The following is a 16,109-nucleotide window of genomic DNA, read 5'->3' on the forward strand; positions in this document are numbered from 1 at the left end:
GAACTTTATCACTTTATTTCAAGTGCTTCAGACCGGAAGATCGTCCGGTGGGCTGTCTAGAAGTTGCGCAAGCCGGGCGATCGCGGTGGTGAAATCAGCTTCCGCTATTGCACCCGCCAGCGCGATTCTCACCGCGTTCGGCGCCCGGCCATCCACCAGAGCATATTCGTCAGCCGAACGGATCAGGATGCCGTTTGCCTCTGCCTCGCGGGCGAAGGTCGAGGCGCGCCAGCCCTGCGGCATCGGCAGCCAAAGGAAGCTCAGACCCGGCTGCCAGCGCATCTCGTGACGGCCGAGCAGGTTCAGCGCGATCTCCTGCCGGCGCGCGAAGCTGGCCTGCACCCGGTCACGAAGCCGCTGCGCCTCACCCGAGCGGAAGAGCGCATAGGCAATGTCCGAGACCGGGCGCGGCAGGCCGAAATAGCTGTGCTGGGCGGCAAGCCGCGCTGCCTCGCCGAGGCCCGTCGGGCAAATGACCGCACCGAAGCGCAGGCCGGCCGAGATGCTTTTCGACAAGCTGGTGATATGCCAGGTCCGTTCCGGCGCCAGCGCCCGAAGCGCCGGGCCACTGGCCGAGGCCACGGAATAGCAGTTGTCCTCGATGATCTGCAGGTCGTGACGGCGGGCGACACGCACGATCTCTGCCCGTCGCGCCAGGCTCATCCGCGCGGTGGTCGGGTTTTGTGCTTCGGGCGTGATACATACAATCCGCCCACCATAGCGGCGGCAGGCGGCATCAAGCGCCTCGGGCACCATCCCTTCTTCGTCCAGCTGGACGGGGACCACCTCAGCCCGGTTCAGGCGCGCCGCCCGGCGGAAACCGGCATAGGCCAGTTCCTCGCAATAGATGTGCGGCCGTTCGCCTCTGAGGCAGCATTGCAAAGTGATGCCAAGCGCGTTCTGACCGCCAAGGGTCAGCGCAATCTCTTCCTCGCTGAACGGCCCGAGCGCTTGGTCGCCCAGCCAGTCGGCGTAAGCCATGCGCAAGGGAACGTCGCGGCGCAATGAGGGATATTCCAGATGATCCTGCCCCATCTGCCCGGCGATCTGCAGCAAAATCGCTGAAATGGCCGCTGTCTGGCCAACTTCTGGCAACTGGGGAGAGCGCAGGTCGATCAGGTTGCTCGCGCTCAGTCCCAACCGCTCTGCCTCGATCTCCTCGAAGATCGGCTGGGTCGGGCCAAGCCGAGGCTCGCGCGCGGCGACGAATGTGCCCCGCCCCACGGTCGCTTGCAGAAGCCCCTCCTGCGTGACGATCTGATAGGCCCGCGCCACCGTGCCGGGCGTGATCGACAAGGACCAGGCCAGTTCGCGCACCGGCGGCAGACGTGCGCCTTCGGGTAGCGCGCCCGAGCGCACCGCATCGCGCAGCGCATGGCACAGCGCCAAGTACTTCGGCCCGTCGAATTGTGTCAGGTCTGGGCGCCAGATCTTGCTCATCACGATCCCTGATTGTCATGGTCACAATGTTTCACTGGCGCATTGTAGCACGGAATTGTAGTGTTTCAATGTCGATATGACAGATTTGTATCAACACAATAGGTGATGACATGACCAGCCTCAGCAAACCCGCCCTCCGCCCGATCGCCCCCGGCCGGCAGACCGGCCTCGTTGCAGCGGCAAAGGCAATTGTCACCCTCTGGCGCACCCGCCGCCAAAGCCGCCGCGCGCTTCTGGTGCTCGACGATCATCTCCTGCGCGATATCGGCCTCGACGCCCACCGCGCCCATGACGAGGGCATCAGGCCCTTCTGGAGAGACTGACCGTCGGCCCGCCCCACAGGCTTCGCTAACCCCAGAGCGGAAGCCTCTTCCTCGGCCGGGCCCTGCCCGGCCTCTTTTTTGCTCAACAGCACGCGCGAGGCCCCATGCAAAGCTTCACAATGTACCAGGTCGACGCCTTCGCAAACCGCCCCTTCACCGGCAATCCCGCTGCCGTCCTGATCCTCGACCGGCCGATGGAGGCGCGGCTGATGCAGGCAATTGCAGCTGAAAATGCGCTGTCAGAGACAGCCTTTGTCGTCCGAAGCGATGGCGCCTACAATATCCGCTGGTTCACGCCCAGCCACGAGGCGGCCTTCTGCGGCCATGCCACGCTCGCTTCCGCTCATGTCCTCGCCTCTGCCTACGGCGCCGAGGGCGCGATGCGATTCGAAACACAAAAGGTAGGCGCGCTGACCGTCTCGCGTCTGCCTGACGGACGCTACGCGCTCGACCTGCCGCGCCTCGACCCCACCCCCGCCGCGCCGCCGGAACTGTTCCGGCGCATCTTCCAGGGCGGTTGGCGCCGCGCGGTACGGAACTTCGAGAACTGGTTCGTCGAGATCGAAAGCCCAGATGCTGTCGTCGCCTTTCAGCCGCCCCTGCAGATCATCGCCGAGATGGGCGAGACTGGGCTCTGCATCACGGCGGCAGGCGGCCAGACCCACACGGGCGCGCCCGTCGATTTCGTCTCGCGCTACTTCTGCCCCGGCGGCGGCATCGACGAAGACCCGGTCACCGGCTCGACCCACGCGAGCCTCGCCCCCTTCTGGGTCGAAAGGCTTGGTCGCAGTGACCTTTCGGCCTTTCAGGCATCTCGCCGCGGCGGAGAGATAGGGATAAGCGTCACCGAAGACAGGGTGGTCCTGAGCGGCGGGGCCGTGACCTTCATGAAGGCGCAGATTTATCCGGCCTGACCGAGCTCCGCCTGGTCAACCTTGATCGGCAAAGCCTTGCCATAGGGCCCGGACTTGGGGGAAGCGCTCTGCCACATAATCGTAGGTCGGCGCGTAGAGGTCACGGCAAGAGCGCTGCGCCTCGATCGAGACATCGGTTGCATAGTCGGTTCCGAACACCCGGTCCCGGGCGAACTCGCTATCGAGCGGCAGGCCGAGAAAATCCGACAGGCGCGCAATCGTCTCGGGACCGAACATCTCTTCGTAAATCAGCGTCAGATGTTCATCCGCAGGCAGATGCGCCTCCACCGCCGCCAGGGTCCGTTCATAGCAGGTCCGGATCCGCGCGTGATCAGAAGCCACATAAGCGCGAAAGGCGCTATCGGCCTCGGCACCCGGATCGACGGCTTCGGCCATGCCCCCCGCGCCCCGGTTGCGGTTCATGTTGAAGGCTGACAGGCACCGGCTGACCGGGTCGCGCATGATGAAGACCGATCTGAACCGGATATTCCGCCGTACCATGCCTGTCCGGATCCGCGCATAGGTGCGCCCGTCAAGCGCCGCGTAGGAGGGGGTAATGTCGGCTGCAAGGCTACCGTCCTGTGCCAGCAGGCGGTCGAAATGGCGAAAGTAGAACCAGGGAAATTTCTGCATGAGCGCAAGCGCGCGCCCGCCCGCGGCCGTCTGATCGCCCCAGCGGCGCCTGTTTATCGCCAGAAGCGGCAGCTCGCGCGCGTCCCAGACGTGATATTCCTTCTCGAGGCCCGCCGCGAAACCAGCCTGACGCGACAGCAGGGCATGCAGCCAGCTCGTCCCTGCCTTCTGCGCGCCGATCCCCAGAACGAATGTCCGTGCCATGCCCTACCTCTTCGCTTCGGTCTATCCGCAAAGCCTGACCGCGCAAAGAAAAACGGCCGCAATCGCTTGCGGCCGCCTGTGTTGATGCCGGAAAGACCGGATCAGCGCTTCGAGAACTGGAAGCTGCGGCGAGCCTTGGCCTTGCCGTACTTCTTCCGCTCGACGACGCGGCTGTCGCGGGTCAGGAAGCCTGCCGCCTTCAGCGCGCCACGCAGCGAGGGTTCATAAAGCTGCAGCGCTTTCGAGATGCCGTGCTTGACCGCACCGGCCTGACCCGAAAGCCCGCCGCCCGCGACCGTCGCATAGACGTCGAACTGACCTTCCACATTGGTGATCTGGAAGGGCTGGCGCAGGATCATCTGCAGAACCGGACGGGCGAAGTAGCTGTTGATGTCCTTGCCGTTCACCATGACCTTTCCGGAACCCGGCTTGATCCAGACGCGGGCGACCGCGTCCTTCCGCTTGCCGGTGGCATAGGAGCGACCGAGCTTGTCACGCTGCGGCGCGCGCGGCGCGGCTTCGGCAGCGGCGGGAGCGGCGGTCGAGACGGCGGCTTTCAGATCGTCGAGGGACTTGATTTCGTCGGCCATCTTCATGCGCTCCGGGTGTTCTTCGGGTTCATCGACTTGACGTCGAGGACTTCGGGGTTCTGCGCCTCGTGCGGATGGGCGGCACCGGCGTAAACGCGCAGGTGGGTCATCTGCTGGCGGCCAAGGCGGTTGCGGGTGATCATCCGCTCGACGGCCTTGGTGACGACACGCTCGGGGTGGTTGCCTTTCAGCACCTGCTCGGCAGTGCGGAACTTGATGCCGCCCGGATAGCCGGTGTGCCAGTAGTAACGCTTGTCTGCGCGCTTGTTGCCGGTCATCTGCACCTTGTCGGCGTTGATGACGATGACATTGTCACCCATGTCCATGTGGGGGGTGAAGGTGGCCTTGTGCTTGCCACGCAGGCGGTTGGCGACGATCGTCGCGAGGCGGCCCAGAACGACGCCTTCGGCATCGATCAGGATCCACTTCTTCTCGATCTCCGCCGGTTTTGCGGTATAGGTCTTCATTGTCAGCCCTTCGAGTTCGGGATCTTTCAGGCGGTTGCGACTCCGCCCGGAATTTGGATGGTGGCTTTTCTCTGATCTCTGCATGCCGGTCAAGGGCGTCATGTTTTATTTAATTTATTAATTTCAATGGATTACAAAATAGGTATTATTTTACCCCACATTCTGCGATGCGCCCGCGCCACATCCGGGCCAGTCGAATGGCCCATCAAGGCCCCGAGACGTGACAGAAGGGCGGGCTTGTGGTCTCCTTTCGCAGGGATGTCTATGAGCTGAGCCCCAAACCATGCCAACCACCGGACCCAAGAAAGACAAGACCCCACCTGTCAAGAGGCGCTGCAATCGCTGCCACGGTTTCGGGAGAGCGCCCTGCCGGATCTGCGCCGGCAAGGGCCAGGTTTTGATGGGCACCGATGTCTATGGCCGCGCCAAGTTCGAACGCTGCGGCGGCTGCTTCGGCACCAAGACCACCCGCTGCGCGACCTGCGGCGGCGACGGCTTCATCACCTGAAACCTTCCACGAACGCCGCCGCCGGATATCGGCACGAAATCCGGCCGGAACCTTTGAAAGGTTCCGGTCCGAAATCTATTCAAGATTTCGGTCAGGCCTAGGTGCTGGCCGTCGCGGCAATTCGATCGGGCGGAATCGAATAGGTCATCGACGCCCGCGCGACCGGCGCCTCGCGGCCCTCAGACCGGATCAGCACGTCGCCCACGACAAGCACCCGCCCGAGCTTCAGAAGCCGCGCCTCGGCGATCAGATCCCGACCGGCCTCGGGTTTTCTGAGGAAATCGACGCTCGCATTGGTGGTGACCGCAAGCGCCACCGGCCCGATCCGGGCCAGAAGTGCGAGATAGACCGCCACATCGGCCAGCCCGAAAATCGAAGGCCCCGAGACGGTTCCGCCGGGGCGCAGGTGCCGCTCAGTGACCTTCAGGCGGATGACGATTCCCTCTTCGGTCAACCGCTCGACGGCGAAATCGCCGCGCACCTGTGGGAACTCGCGCTCGATGAAGGCGGAAAGATCGGCCTCGCTCATCACGATATCAGCACTCACCGGCACTTCCCTCCATCTGCGTCAGTCCCTAGACTTCCCCGAGCCGGAGGTTTTGACAAGATGAGCGAGCCGATACTTTTGCGCCATAACAACGGGCCGATAGCCATCCTGACCCTGAACGCGCCGGGCAGCCTGAATGCCCTGTCGGACGCGATGCTTGCCGCGCTGAAGGCAGCGTTCCAGGCGCTGATGACCGACCGGACGGTGCGTGTGGTGATCCTGCGCGCAAACGGCAAAGCCTTCTGCGCAGGCCACGATCTGAAGGAAATGCAGGCGGGCCGGGCGGCGCCTGACAAGGGGCGCGCCTACTTCGAAGACCTCTTCGCCCGCTGCGCCGAGGTGATGCAGATGATCCCCGCCCTGCCCCAGCCGGTGATCGCTGAAGTCCATGGCATCGCCACCGCCGCGGGCTGCCAGCTTGTCGCCTCCTGCGATCTTGCCATGGCCGCAGAGGGCACGCGCTTTGGCGTGAATGGCGTGAACATCGGGCTCTTCTGCTCCACTCCGATGGTGGCACTGAGCCGAAACGTGCCACGTAAAGTGGCGTTCGAGATGCTGACGACGGGCGATTTCATTTCCGCCTCCCGGGCGGCGGAGGTCGGGCTGGTGAACCGGGTGGTCCCACCCGACGCCTTGGGTGCAGAGGTCGAGGCTCTGGCCACGAAGATCGCGGGCAAACTGTCGGCGGCGGTCAAGATCGGCAAGCGCGCCTTCTATGACCAGATCGGCCTCTCGCTCGCCGACGCTTACGCCCATGCGGGCGCGGTGATGGTCGAGAACATGCTCTGGCGCGATACCGACGAGGGGATCGCCGCGTTCCTCGAAAAACGCCCGCCCGATTGGGCCTAACCGGCCCGCCGCGGGCGCATCGTCGCCCAGAGGATGATGGCCGCCAAAGGCAAACCTGCACAGGCGGCAATCACCAGCGCAGGACCGCCCGCCCCCAGAAGCCAGGCGCCGACCATCGGTCCGGCGGCGGACGCGAGGATCGGCCCGATGGCTATGGCGCCCGAGATTGCACCAAAGCCTTCACGGCCGAGATGTTCGGCAATGAGCACAGGCCGGAGTATCGAGATGATGCCGATGCCAGCGCCCTGCGACAGGGCCACAAGGAAGATCGCCATCGGCGCCACCCCGGCAAGCCACAGCGCCAGTGCGGCCATCACCAGTCCGCCGAGGGCCGCGAATGTGGCAGATCGATTGGCGACCCGCGCCTCGTTCAGCATCAGAAGAAAGCGGCCCAGCACCTGGCTTGGGCCGATCATCGCGGCAGCAAGCGTCACCATCCCGTCATTCGCCCCGCGCGAGGAAAAGAGCTCGCGCACATAGGTTATCAGGATCCCGTGGTTCAGATAGGCGAGGCTGAGGATCGCGCCGATCATCCAGAAGGCAGGGTTCCGCAAGGCGATGCGCACCATGCCAGGCGGCGAGGGCGTATGCTCGGCGCCCGCAAGCCCCGTCGAGGCGCGCAGGATACGGGCACCGAACAGGTTTGCCGGGACGGCAACGAGGATCATCAGGCTGGCAAAGCCGATAAGTGCCCCAGCGGGGCCAAAGGCATTGGCCAGCCAGTGGCCAAGGGGGAAAGAAAGCGTGCCGGAAAAGCCCGCAATCAGCGTGACGCGGACGATGGCGGGCCGTGCCTCGGCCCCGAGCCGTCGGGTCAGGAAGGCGAAACAGGTCTCATAGAGGCACCCGGCCTGGGTGATCCCGACGATTGCCCACAGGATCAGCCAGTGCGCGGGCGTTGCGGCGAATCCCATCAAGGCGATGGCGAAGGCGGCAGGCACCGGCAGAAAGGCCAGCATCTCGCCCCCAAGACCCCTGTCGACCAGCCGCCCGGTGAGGGGCGTGAAGATCGCCATCAACAACATGGCGAGGGTCGGGCCGAGCGCCAGAGTGGCCTTTGACCAACCCGTCGCCGCCTCCAGATCCGGCAGGATTGCCGGAAAGGCGTAATAGACCCCGCCATAGGTGAGCGTCTGGCCGACGGCCAGCAGCCCGACCGCCGTCCTGACCCCGCTCACAACCGGTAGATCGCGCGGAACTTCTCTTCGAGATAGTCCAGAAGCGGTTCGGCCGACGGCTCGAACCCGCAGGCATGGGCGATCGTTTCACGCGGCGTGCGCAGCCCGCCATGGCGCTGAAGGTTCGCGAGCAGCCAATCGGTGGCAGGCCGCGCATCGCCTTTGGCGAGGCTTGCATCAAGGCCGGGCACAGCTGCGCGCAGCGCCTGATGCAGGCAGCCCGCATAAAGGTTGCCGAGCGAATAGGTGGGGAAATAGCCGAAAAGGCCGCCCGACCAGTGGACATCCTGCAGTACGCCGTTCGACGGTTTGTCGACAGCGTAGCCGAAATCGGCCTTGAAGCGCGCGTTCCAGGCCTCTTCCAGATCGGCGACGGTAAGTCGCCCGGCGATCAGATCACGCTCGAGATCGAAGCGCAGCATGATATGGAGGTTATACTGCACCTCATCGGCTTCGGTGCGGATATAGCCTTTGTGGACCTTGTTGACCGTCGCATAGAAGGCGTCCGGATCATCGATGCCGAACGCGCCGAATGTTTCCTTCATCCGCCCGAACAGCCAGCCGGTCAGAGCCCGGGAACGGCCGAGCTGGTTTTCGTAGATCCGGCTCTGGCTTTCATGGACCCCCATCGACACGCCCTGGCCGAGCGGCGTCAGCAGATATGTCTGATCGATGCCAAGCTCGTAACAGGCGTGGCCCACCTCGTGGATCGTCGAATAAAGGCAGTTGAACGGGTCACGCTCGGCCACGCGGGTGGTGATGCGGACATCGTTCCCAGACCCCGACGAGAACGGGTGAACCGCAAGATCGAGCCGCCCGCGCGACCAGTCGTAGGCGAACGCGTCCGCGAGCTCGCGCGATAGGGCGAGCTGGCCATCTTGCGCGAAGGAATGGTCGAGTGCGGCGGGCTGGTAGCTGGCGCCGAGGACGGCCGCGCGCAGTGCTACAAGGCGCGGGCGCATTGCGTCAAACATCGCCGCCAGATCGGCGGCGCTGGCGCCCGGTTCGTAATCCTCGATCAGCGCGTCATAGGCGTCACCGCCATCGGCCAGCGCCTGCCCCTTCTCGCGGATCAGTGCGACGTTCTTTTCCAGCGTCGGCAGGAAATGCGCGACATCGTTCTTCGCCCGTGCTTCGGCCCAGATGTGCTGGGCGACCGAGGTCTGGCGCGCGATCTCTGCCGCCAGTTTCGCCGGCACGCGCGCGGTTCTGAGGTACGTGCGCGAAATGAGGTCGAGCGCGCGATTGCCCACCGCATCCGGCGCCTTGGCCTTGGCCAGCCAGTCGGCCAGCCGCGGATCGGTGCGCCGGGCATGCAGCACGCTTTCGATTGCCGCCATCTCCTCGCCGCGCTGGTCGGCACCACCCGCAGGCATCACCGTTTCCTGATCCCAGCCGAGTCGGCCGGCGATCTGGGCCAAGGCCTCGGTTTCGCGCTGAAACGACATCAGTTCGGAATAGGCGGTCATTTTGCATCCCGGATAGAGGTGACGATAGGGTAGAGCGCACGGTGACGGGCGCGCAGGATGAGGGTGAAGAGCAGGATCGCGCCCGCCTGATGGGCAAGGCCGAGGGTAAGGGGGGCGGCATGCAGCACCGTGACGATGCCAAGCACCACCTGCCCGAAGAGGATCGCGGCCATCCAGTCGAACGCCTGACGCGTGCGTGGATGGGCGGACCCCCGCGCGCGCCACCAGACGAAAAGGCCGAAGCCAAAGGTCACATAGCCCATGATCCGGTGGATGAACTGCACGAGGCCCGGGTTCTCGAAGAAGGCGCGCCAGCTGGCGCCGCCATCCGGCACGTAGAAAGCGTCGGCGGGGAAGAAGCTTTCCCCCATCAGGGGCCAGGTCGGGAAAGCCCGGCCCGCGTCGATCCCCGCGACGAGGGCACCGAGGAGCACCTGCAGGAAGGCCGCATGCACCAGGCCGGTCGACAGGCGGAACAGCCGCTCCTCCCGCGACCGCCGCGCCTGCAGAAGCCAGCCCTCAGGCCGGGCGAGCATGAGGATGTACCAGGCGGTCAGACCAAGGATCACGAAGGCAAGGCCGAGGTGCGTCGCCAGCCGGTAGGAGGCGACATCAACCATCCTGCCCTCAAGGCCCGAGGACACCATCCACCAGCCGATTGCCCCTTGCAGACCGCCAAGCGCGCCGAGCGTGAGAAGCCGCCCGGTCCAGCCCGTGGGGATACGGCGCGTCGCCCAGAAGAACACGAACCCGACAGCCCAGACGAGGCCGATGGTCCGGCCAAGCTGCCGGTGGCCCCATTCCCACCAATAGATCGACTTGAACCCCTCAAGCGTCATCTGACTGTTCTGCAACTGGAATTCAGGGCTCTGCCGGTATTTGTCGAACTCCGCCTGCCAGCCCGCCTCGTTCAGGGGCGGCAGCGCGCCGGTCACCGGGCGCCATTCGGTGATCGAGAGCCCGCTGTCGGTCAGCCGTGTCAGCCCGCCCACCAGGATCATCGCCGCGACCAAGAGGAAGATCGCCACAAGCCAGCGCCGGACCGGTCCGCGCCCCCTGCCCTTTTCGGCATCGATCATGCCGCCTTTCGGCGCGGCGGGCGCCTCGGCCCCCGCCTTCACCTCTTCGAATATCGTCCGTTTGGGGGTCATCACCGCTCGCCTTAGCAACCGCGCGCGAGACTAGGCGGGCGCGGGCGGGGGTTCAAGGGACCGCGAAGCGGATGTTGGGGGCAGACCGCGCTGGCCAGACGGGCGAAGCCCGGTCCGCGCCCGAAGAGCGGCGCGCAGGCGGCGCGATGAGGGCGCCGCACGCTACATCAGTTCGTCGCGGACACAGGCGCGCAGCGCCTCTGGAACGCGCGATTCCGGCACTTCGATGGTCACGCTGCCCGCCTCGGTCTGCCGGGTGATCCTGTAGAGGAACTCGTCCGGCATCGGCAAGGGCGGGCTTTCCTCGGTCACCAGCGCCTCAAGCCGCGCCCTGTCGTCGGCGCTCAACTCCGATAGGGCCATCGTCCCGTGGCTGCGGATGCGCGCACCCGGCCCCCCGAAGCCCGCAAAGCCCCCGAGCCGTTCGACATCGACGACCGCCTCGGGTTTTTTCGCTTCTTTGTCCGTCACAGCCCGACCTTCTTCCATCCCTGATCGAGCGCAGCCATCACCTTGGCATCCTTCGGATAAAGCGACGCCGCCGCCTTGCGTGTGCGCCGGGCGAAGGCGGCCATCCTCAGGTTGGGCGACGGCCGGTAGCCCGTCATCGCCTTGTACCATATCTGGCCCATCTTCTCCCAACTCTTTCCGCCCAGCGCCTTGGCGGCGGTGGTGAAGGCAAGGTTCGGCACGCCGCTCGAATGATGCGGGTCCATGCCGTTCTTGTATTGGCTGAAATGGGTGATTTGCGGCGCAAGCGCATGTTTCGCCGCCGGATTCGCCATGTCGCGCAGGCAGCTATAGCCGCCCGCCCTGGCCGCCGGCCCCATGATGTCGGCGCCAATGAGCCAGTCTGCCGTCGCCACCGTCTGCCCCGCCTGCCATTGGCGGAACATCGAGCCGAAGACATCCGACAGGCTTTCGTTCAGCCCGCCTGCCTGATTGGTATAGGCCAGCTGGATCGTATGCTGGGTCACGCCATGGGTGATCTCATGCGCGATCACGTCATTGCCCTTGGTGAAGTCGAGGAAAATCCGCCCGTCGCCATCGCCGTAGGTCATCTGCACGCCATTCCAGAAAGCGTTGTTGTAATCGACCCCGTAGTGGATCGAGGACACCAGCGACATGCTCTGATCATCGATCGAGTTGCGCCCGAAGACCTTCGAATAGAATTTCGCAAGCTCCGTCGTCTCGGTGAAGGCGGTCCTTGCCGTCACGTCGCCCGAACTGCCCGGCGTCAGTACCGGCACGCCGGGCAGCGTGGTGCCACGTTGGCAATCATAGATCAGCACCTTGGGCGGCGTCGCCGCCATCGGCTTTTCCAGCCCCGGCGAAATCTGCATGCCAAGCCGCGTCAGCTTCTGGTTCTGGATGCGCAGCTTGCGGATCTCGGCATCAAGCAGTGCCGTGCGCTCCATCGCCGCGCGGGTGGGCATTTCAAGGCCTTCATCGTGGGAAAGCCGTTCGAGAACATCCTGGGGAATGATGAAACAATGGCCACACATAATCACCTCCCTGCTGAAAATGAGCATGGAGAGGATAGCGCAATTGCGTGCCTATCGGGAGAGGTTGACCTAGCGTCATGCACGCATAGGCTGATTTTGGCCGACCCCGGTCAGCAGGCCCACTTCAGCCCTTGTCGCGATGCCGGACGATCTGGCGCAGCATCCCGTGCAGGGTCTGCACGTCGGCACGGGTGAAGGGCATGCGGCTCCAGAGATTGCGCAAGTTGAGCTTCATCCCCTCGGCCTTGGTCGGCGGAAAGAAGAAGCCCGCTTCGCTCAAGCGCTCCTCATAATGGTCGCCGAGCTTTTCGATTTCCAGAAGGCTGGCGAATTCGGTCCGCGCCATTTCCACGACTTCCGGCGGCCGCTCGCCCGTCTGGCGCATCCATTCATAGGCACACAGAAGCACCGCCTGACCAAGGTTCAGCGAGGCAAAATCAGGATTGACCGGCACAGAGATGATCGCATTTGCCCGCGCCACATCCTCGTTTTCCAGACCCGCCCGTTCGGGGCCGAACAGAACGGCGACCTTCTGGCCCGAGGCCGTCAGAGCGCGGGCATGTTCCATAGCCCGTTCGGGCGTCATCACCGGTTTCGTCAGTTCCCGCCCGCGCGCGGTGGTGGCAAAGACATAGGCGCAATCGGCGATCGCCTCGGGCAGGGTCGCAAAAACCCCGGCATGATCCAGCACCCGCCCCGCCGCGCCCGAGGCCATGGCGACGGCACGCGGATTGGGCCAGCCGTCGCGCGGGTCCACGAGCCGCATCTGCGTGAGCGAGAAATTCAGCATCGCGCGGGCGGCGGCGCCGATATTCTCCCCCATCTGGGGGCGGACGAGGATGAAGGTCGGCTGAAGGTCTGACATGGCTCTATCGGTCGGGGTCGGGGCCTGATACTTTGACGGGGGCACTCTGGCAAGGAGAGGGTCATGGCCTGGGACGAGGGGCTGGCGCAATTGATGCGCGAGGATCTGGCGGGCGAGAAGGTCACCGAACGCAAGATGTTCGGCGGTCTCTGCTTTCAGCTGAACGGCCATATGGTCTGCGGCATCCACAAGGGCGGCGCGATGTTCCGGGTGGGCAAGCCGAACGAGGCGGAGGCGCTGGCGATCTCCGGTGCCTCGCCCATGATGTTCACCGGCAAGCCGATGGCGGGGATGGTCGATTTCTCCGACGAGGCCACGGCCGATGATGCGCGGCGCGGGCAGGTGATGAAATTGGCACTAGGCTTCGTGAAGGCCCTGCCGCCCAAATGACGGGACGGATGGCAAAGGCCCGCGATCTGCGCTAAGGGGCGGCGAAACGTGAGGATGCCATGGCCGCTGACGATCGCCCGCAAATCTATCTGATCACCCCGCCGGTCCTTGATCTTGAGATCTTTCCGAGACTTCTGGCGCGTGCGCTCGACCGGGTCGAGGTCGCCTGCATCCGCCTCGCGCTCGCCTCGCGCGACGAATATGACCTCGGCCGTGCCGCCGATGCAGTGCGCGAAGTGGCGCATGCGCGCGACGTGGCGCTGGTGATCGAGAACCACCAGACTCTCGTGGAAAAACATGGCCTTGACGGCGTCCACCTGACCGATTCCGCCCGATCCGTCCGCGCCGCGCGCAAGGCGCTCGGGGCCGACGCCATCGTGGGCGCCTGGTGCGGGGCGTCGCGGGATGCGGGGATGTCGGCGGGGGAGGCCGGGGCGGACTATGTGGCTTTCGGACCGGTGGGCGAGACCGCGCTTGGCAACGGAAAGCGGGCGGAGGCGGAGCTCTTCGCCTGGTGGTCGGAAATGGTCGAAGTGCCGGTCGTCGCCGAAGGCGCGCTGAGCGAAGATCTGATCCGCGCCCTGTCGCCCGTCACCGATTTCTTCGCCATAGGCGACGAGATCTGGCGCACGGACGATCCCGCCAAGACCCTGGAAACACTCGCAAAAGCCATGTGACGCTGCAAAATCCGGCCCGACGCCCGAGGAGGGACGAAGGGTCCGCCAAGGACCCGCAGCCTTCGACGAGGCGGCGGCCGGACAATCGATCCAAGAGAGAAGTGGCGCGGTGGACGGGGCTCGAACCCGCGACCCCCGGCGTGACAGGCCGGTACTCTAACCGACTGAGCTACCACCGCGCGACAGGGGCCTGCTACAGGAGCGGGCCGGGGGCGTCAAGGGGGGCTGCAGCCCCGATTTCCGGGGTGCATTTCACGTATGGCAGAACGTATGCCTGCACGTAATACGTGGGTTTTTGTCGGGTATTTCTTCCGCATGAGCTTGGCCCTGTCACCGGAACCGTCATAGACAGCGGCAAGATCAGGCGCCGGAAGGTTCACCCCTGACCAGCCACACCGCTCTCGGCCTTCTTCTGCCAGCGGCCGCTCTCCTCGCTCCAATATTGCGCCTCAAGCCCCGCTGCCGTCAGCGCCCGCCACTGGCCGCGCGCGGCTTCGACGGCGGCGGGGTCGTTGCCGTCGAAGAGGATGGCGGCGCGGTCGAGGGTGGTGACCTCGGCGGCGGTGACCTCCGCACCGTCCAGCGCCATGAGGAAGCGCACACCCTCGGGCAAGTCGGGGCTGGCGGTCAGGAGCAGCGGTTGCAACGCATCATGCGGGCCGCCCGCGATCCCGTGCGGCAGAAAACCGTCTTCGGGCCCGAGCCAGAGCTTCTGGTCGAGCCAGTCGGCGCGCGCGGCCTCCCTCAGCCGCACCGCCGCCCGCCATCCCTGCCCCGCTGCCCGGTCGGCGAGCATCGCGACCGCGGCCTCGGGTGCGGAGCGGGTCAGGTGATAGAAGAAGACGGCGCCCATCCGGCTTCCTTCAGCCTTCGCAGAGGTCGGCGATCAGCCGGTTCAGCGTCATCACCCCCCAGCCCGAGGCGCATTTCGGGCCGACAAGCGGCTGTTCGGTCGCGGGCAAAGCGACGCCCGCGATGTCGATATGGCACCAGGGGGTTTCGTCCTTGACGAAGCGTTTGAGGAACTGCGCTGCCGTGATCGAGCCTGCCGGGCGGCCGACGGAATTGCGCATATCGGCGATATGGCTTTTCAGGAGCGCGTCATAGGCAGGGGCGAGCGGCAGGCGCCAGGCACCCTCGCCCTCGGCCGAAGCCGCCTTGAGGAGCGCGGCGCAGAGCTTGTCGTCGTTCGAGAACACCCCGGCATTCTCGTGGCCAAGCGCCACGATCACCGCGCCGGTGAGCGTCGCGAGGTTGATCATGCGGGTGGGCTTGAAACGCTCCTGCGCGTACCAGAGCACATCGGCGAGCACGAGACGGCCCTCGGCGTCAGTATTGATGACCTCGATCGTGTCGCCCTTCATGGATTTCACCACGTCGCCTGGCCGCTGGGCGCGGCCGTCGGGCATGTTTTCGACAAGGCCCACGAGGCCCACCACGTTGCATTTGGCCTTGCGGAGCGCGAGCGCCCGCATGACCCCGGCGACGACGCCCGCGCCACCCATGTCCATGGTCATGTCCTGCATGCCCTCGGCGGGCTTCAGCGAGATACCGCCGGTGTCGAACACAACGCCCTTGCCAACGAGTGCGAAGGGTGCCTCTTTCTTCTTGCCGCCCTTCCACTGCATCACCACGACCTTCGAGGGGCTTTCCGACCCCTGCCCCACGCCCAGAAGCGCGCGCATGCCGAGCTTTTCGAGCTCCGGTTCCTCAAGGATCTCGACGTCGAGACCCAGTTCCTGCATCGCGGCGAGGCGGGCGGCGAAGTCGGTCGTCGTCAGCACGTTCGCCGGTTCATTGACCAGATCGCGGGTGAAGAGCACGCCCTCGGCCACGGCGGCCATCGGCCCGGCCTCGGACGCGACCTTCTCGGGCTTGTCGGCGAGGATGCGGACGGCGCCTTTCGGCTCTTTCTCGCCGGTCTTGTAGAGGTTGAAGTCATAGGCGCGGAGCGCGAGGCCGAGCGAGAGATCGGCGGTGCGCGCGTGCCCACCCGCGACGACCGTCGCGCCGTCGGCGCCAAGCGCCTTGCCGATCGCGGCGCCGGCCTTGCGGGCCTCGGCGACAGAGGCCTTGGCAGGCAGTTTGACCAGTTGCAACGCCTCGGCCTTGAGCCCTGCGGGCCAGGCGAGGTCGATCGCGTCGCCCGGCTTGGCCTTGGACCAGGCCTTGCCCTCCATCGCCCGGCCGATGGCACCCTTCGTGGCCTTGTCGATCCTGGCCGCGGCGCCCGAAAGCTTGCCGTCGGCGGGCAGAAGAACCGCGACCCTGCCCTTGGCAGAGATGGCCTCGGCGGCATCGGTGGCATGGAAGGAAATGGCGACGGGCAGGGACATATGATCTCTCCGCTTTCGGGGGGTTGGCGGGACCCTAGCGAAGGCCCGCCGCTTTGGCCAGAT

The 16,109-nt window shown here is 65.4% G+C and carries 18 protein-coding genes and 1 tRNA gene; 5 read left to right on the forward strand and 14 right to left on the reverse strand.

Features of this window, described 5'->3' with window-relative positions; genetic code table 11:
• Nucleotides 1–27: 27 nt before the first annotated feature.
• Nucleotides 28–1,440: an aminotransferase-like domain-containing protein gene (locus OU426_RS13810; protein ID WP_267634615.1), complete on the reverse strand. Its 1,413-nt coding sequence runs from the start codon at nucleotides 1,438–1,440 to the stop codon at nucleotides 28–30.
• Nucleotides 1,441–1,550: 110 nt separating this feature from the next.
• Here OU426_RS13810 and OU426_RS13815 point away from each other — a divergent pair, with 110 nt between their 5' ends.
• Together OU426_RS13815 and OU426_RS13820 are read left to right on the forward strand one after the other, a co-directional pair.
• Complete coding sequence (locus OU426_RS13815; RefSeq protein WP_267634616.1) at nucleotides 1,551–1,763, forward strand: DUF1127 domain-containing protein; 213 nt, start codon at nucleotides 1,551–1,553, stop codon at nucleotides 1,761–1,763.
• A 104-nt stretch (nucleotides 1,764–1,867) separates the two neighbouring features.
• Complete coding sequence (locus tag OU426_RS13820) at nucleotides 1,868–2,677, forward strand: PhzF family phenazine biosynthesis protein (protein WP_267634617.1); 810 nt, start codon at nucleotides 1,868–1,870, stop codon at nucleotides 2,675–2,677.
• Nucleotides 2,678–2,692: 15 nt separating this feature from the next.
• On the opposite strand, the gene OU426_RS13825 is transcribed toward OU426_RS13820, so the two are convergent.
• From OU426_RS13825 to OU426_RS13840, 4 genes are all read right to left on the reverse strand, one after another.
• Nucleotides 2,693–3,514, reverse strand: a complete 822-nt coding sequence (locus tag OU426_RS13825; RefSeq protein ID WP_267634618.1) for a sulfotransferase domain-containing protein — start codon at nucleotides 3,512–3,514, stop codon at nucleotides 2,693–2,695.
• Nucleotides 3,515–3,615: 101 nt separating this feature from the next.
• Entirely contained in the window at nucleotides 3,616–4,104 is a 489-nt protein-coding gene (rpsI, locus tag OU426_RS13830; protein WP_267634619.1) for a 30S ribosomal protein S9, read from the reverse strand.
• A gap of 2 nt (nucleotides 4,105–4,106) precedes the next feature.
• Nucleotides 4,107–4,571 carry a 50S ribosomal protein L13 gene (rplM, locus tag OU426_RS13835; RefSeq protein WP_267634620.1) on the reverse strand — a complete coding sequence of 155 codons (465 nt, stop codon included), beginning with the start codon at nucleotides 4,569–4,571 and terminating at the stop codon, nucleotides 4,107–4,109.
• A gap of 605 nt (nucleotides 4,572–5,176) precedes the next feature.
• Nucleotides 5,177–5,608, reverse strand: a complete 432-nt coding sequence (locus tag OU426_RS13840; protein ID WP_267634718.1) for a PaaI family thioesterase — start codon at nucleotides 5,606–5,608, stop codon at nucleotides 5,177–5,179.
• A gap of 78 nt (nucleotides 5,609–5,686) precedes the next feature.
• Between OU426_RS13840 and OU426_RS13845 the strand changes: the two genes are divergently transcribed.
• Nucleotides 5,687–6,475 carry an enoyl-CoA hydratase gene (locus tag OU426_RS13845; RefSeq protein WP_267634621.1) on the forward strand — a complete coding sequence of 263 codons (789 nt, stop codon included), beginning with the start codon at nucleotides 5,687–5,689 and terminating at the stop codon, nucleotides 6,473–6,475.
• Here the strand turns inward: OU426_RS13845 and OU426_RS13850 are convergent.
• The 6 genes from OU426_RS13850 to OU426_RS13875 all read right to left on the reverse strand — a co-directional run bounded on the left by OU426_RS13850 (nucleotide 6,472) and on the right by OU426_RS13875 (nucleotide 12,643).
• On the reverse strand, nucleotides 6,472–7,653 hold the full coding sequence (locus tag OU426_RS13850; protein ID WP_267634622.1) for an MFS transporter: 1,182 nt from the start codon (nucleotides 7,651–7,653) through the stop codon (nucleotides 6,472–6,474). The genes OU426_RS13845 and OU426_RS13850 overlap by 4 nt on opposite strands.
• A complete protein-coding gene (locus OU426_RS13855) occupies nucleotides 7,650–9,122 on the reverse strand; it encodes a carboxypeptidase M32 (RefSeq protein WP_267634623.1) in 1,473 nt (490 codons plus the stop codon). The genes OU426_RS13850 and OU426_RS13855 overlap by 4 nt, the downstream gene beginning before the upstream one ends.
• Entirely contained in the window at nucleotides 9,119–10,273 is a 1,155-nt protein-coding gene (gene ctaA, locus OU426_RS13860) for a heme A synthase (RefSeq protein ID WP_267634624.1), read from the reverse strand. Before ctaA ends, OU426_RS13855 begins: the two co-directional genes overlap by 4 nt.
• 162 nt (nucleotides 10,274–10,435) lie before the next feature.
• The gene (locus OU426_RS13865; RefSeq protein ID WP_267634625.1) at nucleotides 10,436–10,744 is read right to left on the reverse strand and encodes a protealysin inhibitor emfourin; all 309 of its coding nucleotides are present in this window, start codon (nucleotides 10,742–10,744) and stop codon (nucleotides 10,436–10,438) included.
• Complete coding sequence (locus OU426_RS13870) at nucleotides 10,741–11,778, reverse strand: M4 family metallopeptidase (RefSeq protein ID WP_267634626.1); 1,038 nt, start codon at nucleotides 11,776–11,778, stop codon at nucleotides 10,741–10,743. Before OU426_RS13870 ends, OU426_RS13865 begins: the two co-directional genes overlap by 4 nt.
• Nucleotides 11,779–11,902: 124 nt before the next feature.
• Nucleotides 11,903–12,643 carry an RNA methyltransferase gene (locus OU426_RS13875; protein ID WP_267634627.1) on the reverse strand — a complete coding sequence of 247 codons (741 nt, stop codon included), beginning with the start codon at nucleotides 12,641–12,643 and terminating at the stop codon, nucleotides 11,903–11,905.
• Nucleotides 12,644–12,706: 63 nt separating this feature from the next.
• Between OU426_RS13875 and OU426_RS13880 the strand changes: the two genes are divergently transcribed.
• Together OU426_RS13880 and OU426_RS13885 are read left to right on the forward strand one after the other, a co-directional pair.
• Entirely contained in the window at nucleotides 12,707–13,033 is a 327-nt protein-coding gene (locus OU426_RS13880) for a TfoX/Sxy family protein (protein ID WP_267634628.1), read from the forward strand.
• A 59-nt stretch (nucleotides 13,034–13,092) separates the two neighbouring features.
• Nucleotides 13,093–13,710: a thiamine phosphate synthase gene (locus tag OU426_RS13885; protein ID WP_267634629.1), complete on the forward strand. Its 618-nt coding sequence runs from the start codon at nucleotides 13,093–13,095 to the stop codon at nucleotides 13,708–13,710.
• A gap of 102 nt (nucleotides 13,711–13,812) precedes the next feature.
• On the opposite strand, the gene OU426_RS13890 is transcribed toward OU426_RS13885, so the two are convergent.
• From OU426_RS13890 to OU426_RS13900, 3 genes are all read right to left on the reverse strand, one after another.
• Nucleotides 13,813–13,889, reverse strand: a tRNA-Asp gene (locus OU426_RS13890).
• A gap of 197 nt (nucleotides 13,890–14,086) precedes the next feature.
• Nucleotides 14,087–14,563 carry a DNA polymerase III subunit chi gene (locus OU426_RS13895; protein WP_267634630.1) on the reverse strand — a complete coding sequence of 159 codons (477 nt, stop codon included), beginning with the start codon at nucleotides 14,561–14,563 and terminating at the stop codon, nucleotides 14,087–14,089.
• Nucleotides 14,564–14,573: 10 nt separating this feature from the next.
• Entirely contained in the window at nucleotides 14,574–16,046 is a 1,473-nt protein-coding gene (locus OU426_RS13900; protein WP_267634631.1) for a leucyl aminopeptidase, read from the reverse strand.
• Nucleotides 16,047–16,109 lie beyond the last annotated feature (63 nt).

This window comes from Frigidibacter sp. RF13 (assembly GCF_026626305.1).
In the GTDB taxonomy this organism is placed as follows: Bacteria; Pseudomonadota; Alphaproteobacteria; order Rhodobacterales; family Rhodobacteraceae; genus TMP-24.

Coding starts and splice junctions, on each gene's coding strand:
- OU426_RS13810 (WP_267634615.1), bottom strand. CDS start 1,440: ATGAGCAAGATCTGGCGCCCAGACCTGACACAATTCGACGGGCCGAAG.
- OU426_RS13815 (WP_267634616.1), top strand. CDS start 1,551: ATGACCAGCCTCAGCAAACCCGCCCTCCGCCCGATCGCCCCCGGCCGG.
- OU426_RS13820 (WP_267634617.1), top strand. CDS start 1,868: ATGCAAAGCTTCACAATGTACCAGGTCGACGCCTTCGCAAACCGCCCC.
- OU426_RS13825 (WP_267634618.1), bottom strand. CDS start 3,514: ATGGCACGGACATTCGTTCTGGGGATCGGCGCGCAGAAGGCAGGGACG.
- rpsI (WP_267634619.1), bottom strand. CDS start 4,104: ATGGCCGACGAAATCAAGTCCCTCGACGATCTGAAAGCCGCCGTCTCG.
- rplM (WP_267634620.1), bottom strand. CDS start 4,571: ATGAAGACCTATACCGCAAAACCGGCGGAGATCGAGAAGAAGTGGATC.
- OU426_RS13840 (WP_267634718.1), bottom strand. CDS start 5,608: ATGAGCGAGGCCGATCTTTCCGCCTTCATCGAGCGCGAGTTCCCACAG.
- OU426_RS13845 (WP_267634621.1), top strand. CDS start 5,687: ATGAGCGAGCCGATACTTTTGCGCCATAACAACGGGCCGATAGCCATC.
- OU426_RS13855 (WP_267634623.1), bottom strand. CDS start 9,122: ATGACCGCCTATTCCGAACTGATGTCGTTTCAGCGCGAAACCGAGGCC.
- ctaA (WP_267634624.1), bottom strand. CDS start 10,273: ATGACCCCCAAACGGACGATATTCGAAGAGGTGAAGGCGGGGGCCGAG.
- OU426_RS13870 (WP_267634626.1), bottom strand. CDS start 11,778: ATGTGTGGCCATTGTTTCATCATTCCCCAGGATGTTCTCGAACGGCTT.
- OU426_RS13875 (WP_267634627.1), bottom strand. CDS start 12,643: ATGTCAGACCTTCAGCCGACCTTCATCCTCGTCCGCCCCCAGATGGGG.
- OU426_RS13880 (WP_267634628.1), top strand. CDS start 12,707: ATGGCCTGGGACGAGGGGCTGGCGCAATTGATGCGCGAGGATCTGGCG.
- OU426_RS13885 (WP_267634629.1), top strand. CDS start 13,093: ATGGCCGCTGACGATCGCCCGCAAATCTATCTGATCACCCCGCCGGTC.
- OU426_RS13895 (WP_267634630.1), bottom strand. CDS start 14,563: ATGGGCGCCGTCTTCTTCTATCACCTGACCCGCTCCGCACCCGAGGCC.
- OU426_RS13900 (WP_267634631.1), bottom strand. CDS start 16,046: ATGTCCCTGCCCGTCGCCATTTCCTTCCATGCCACCGATGCCGCCGAG.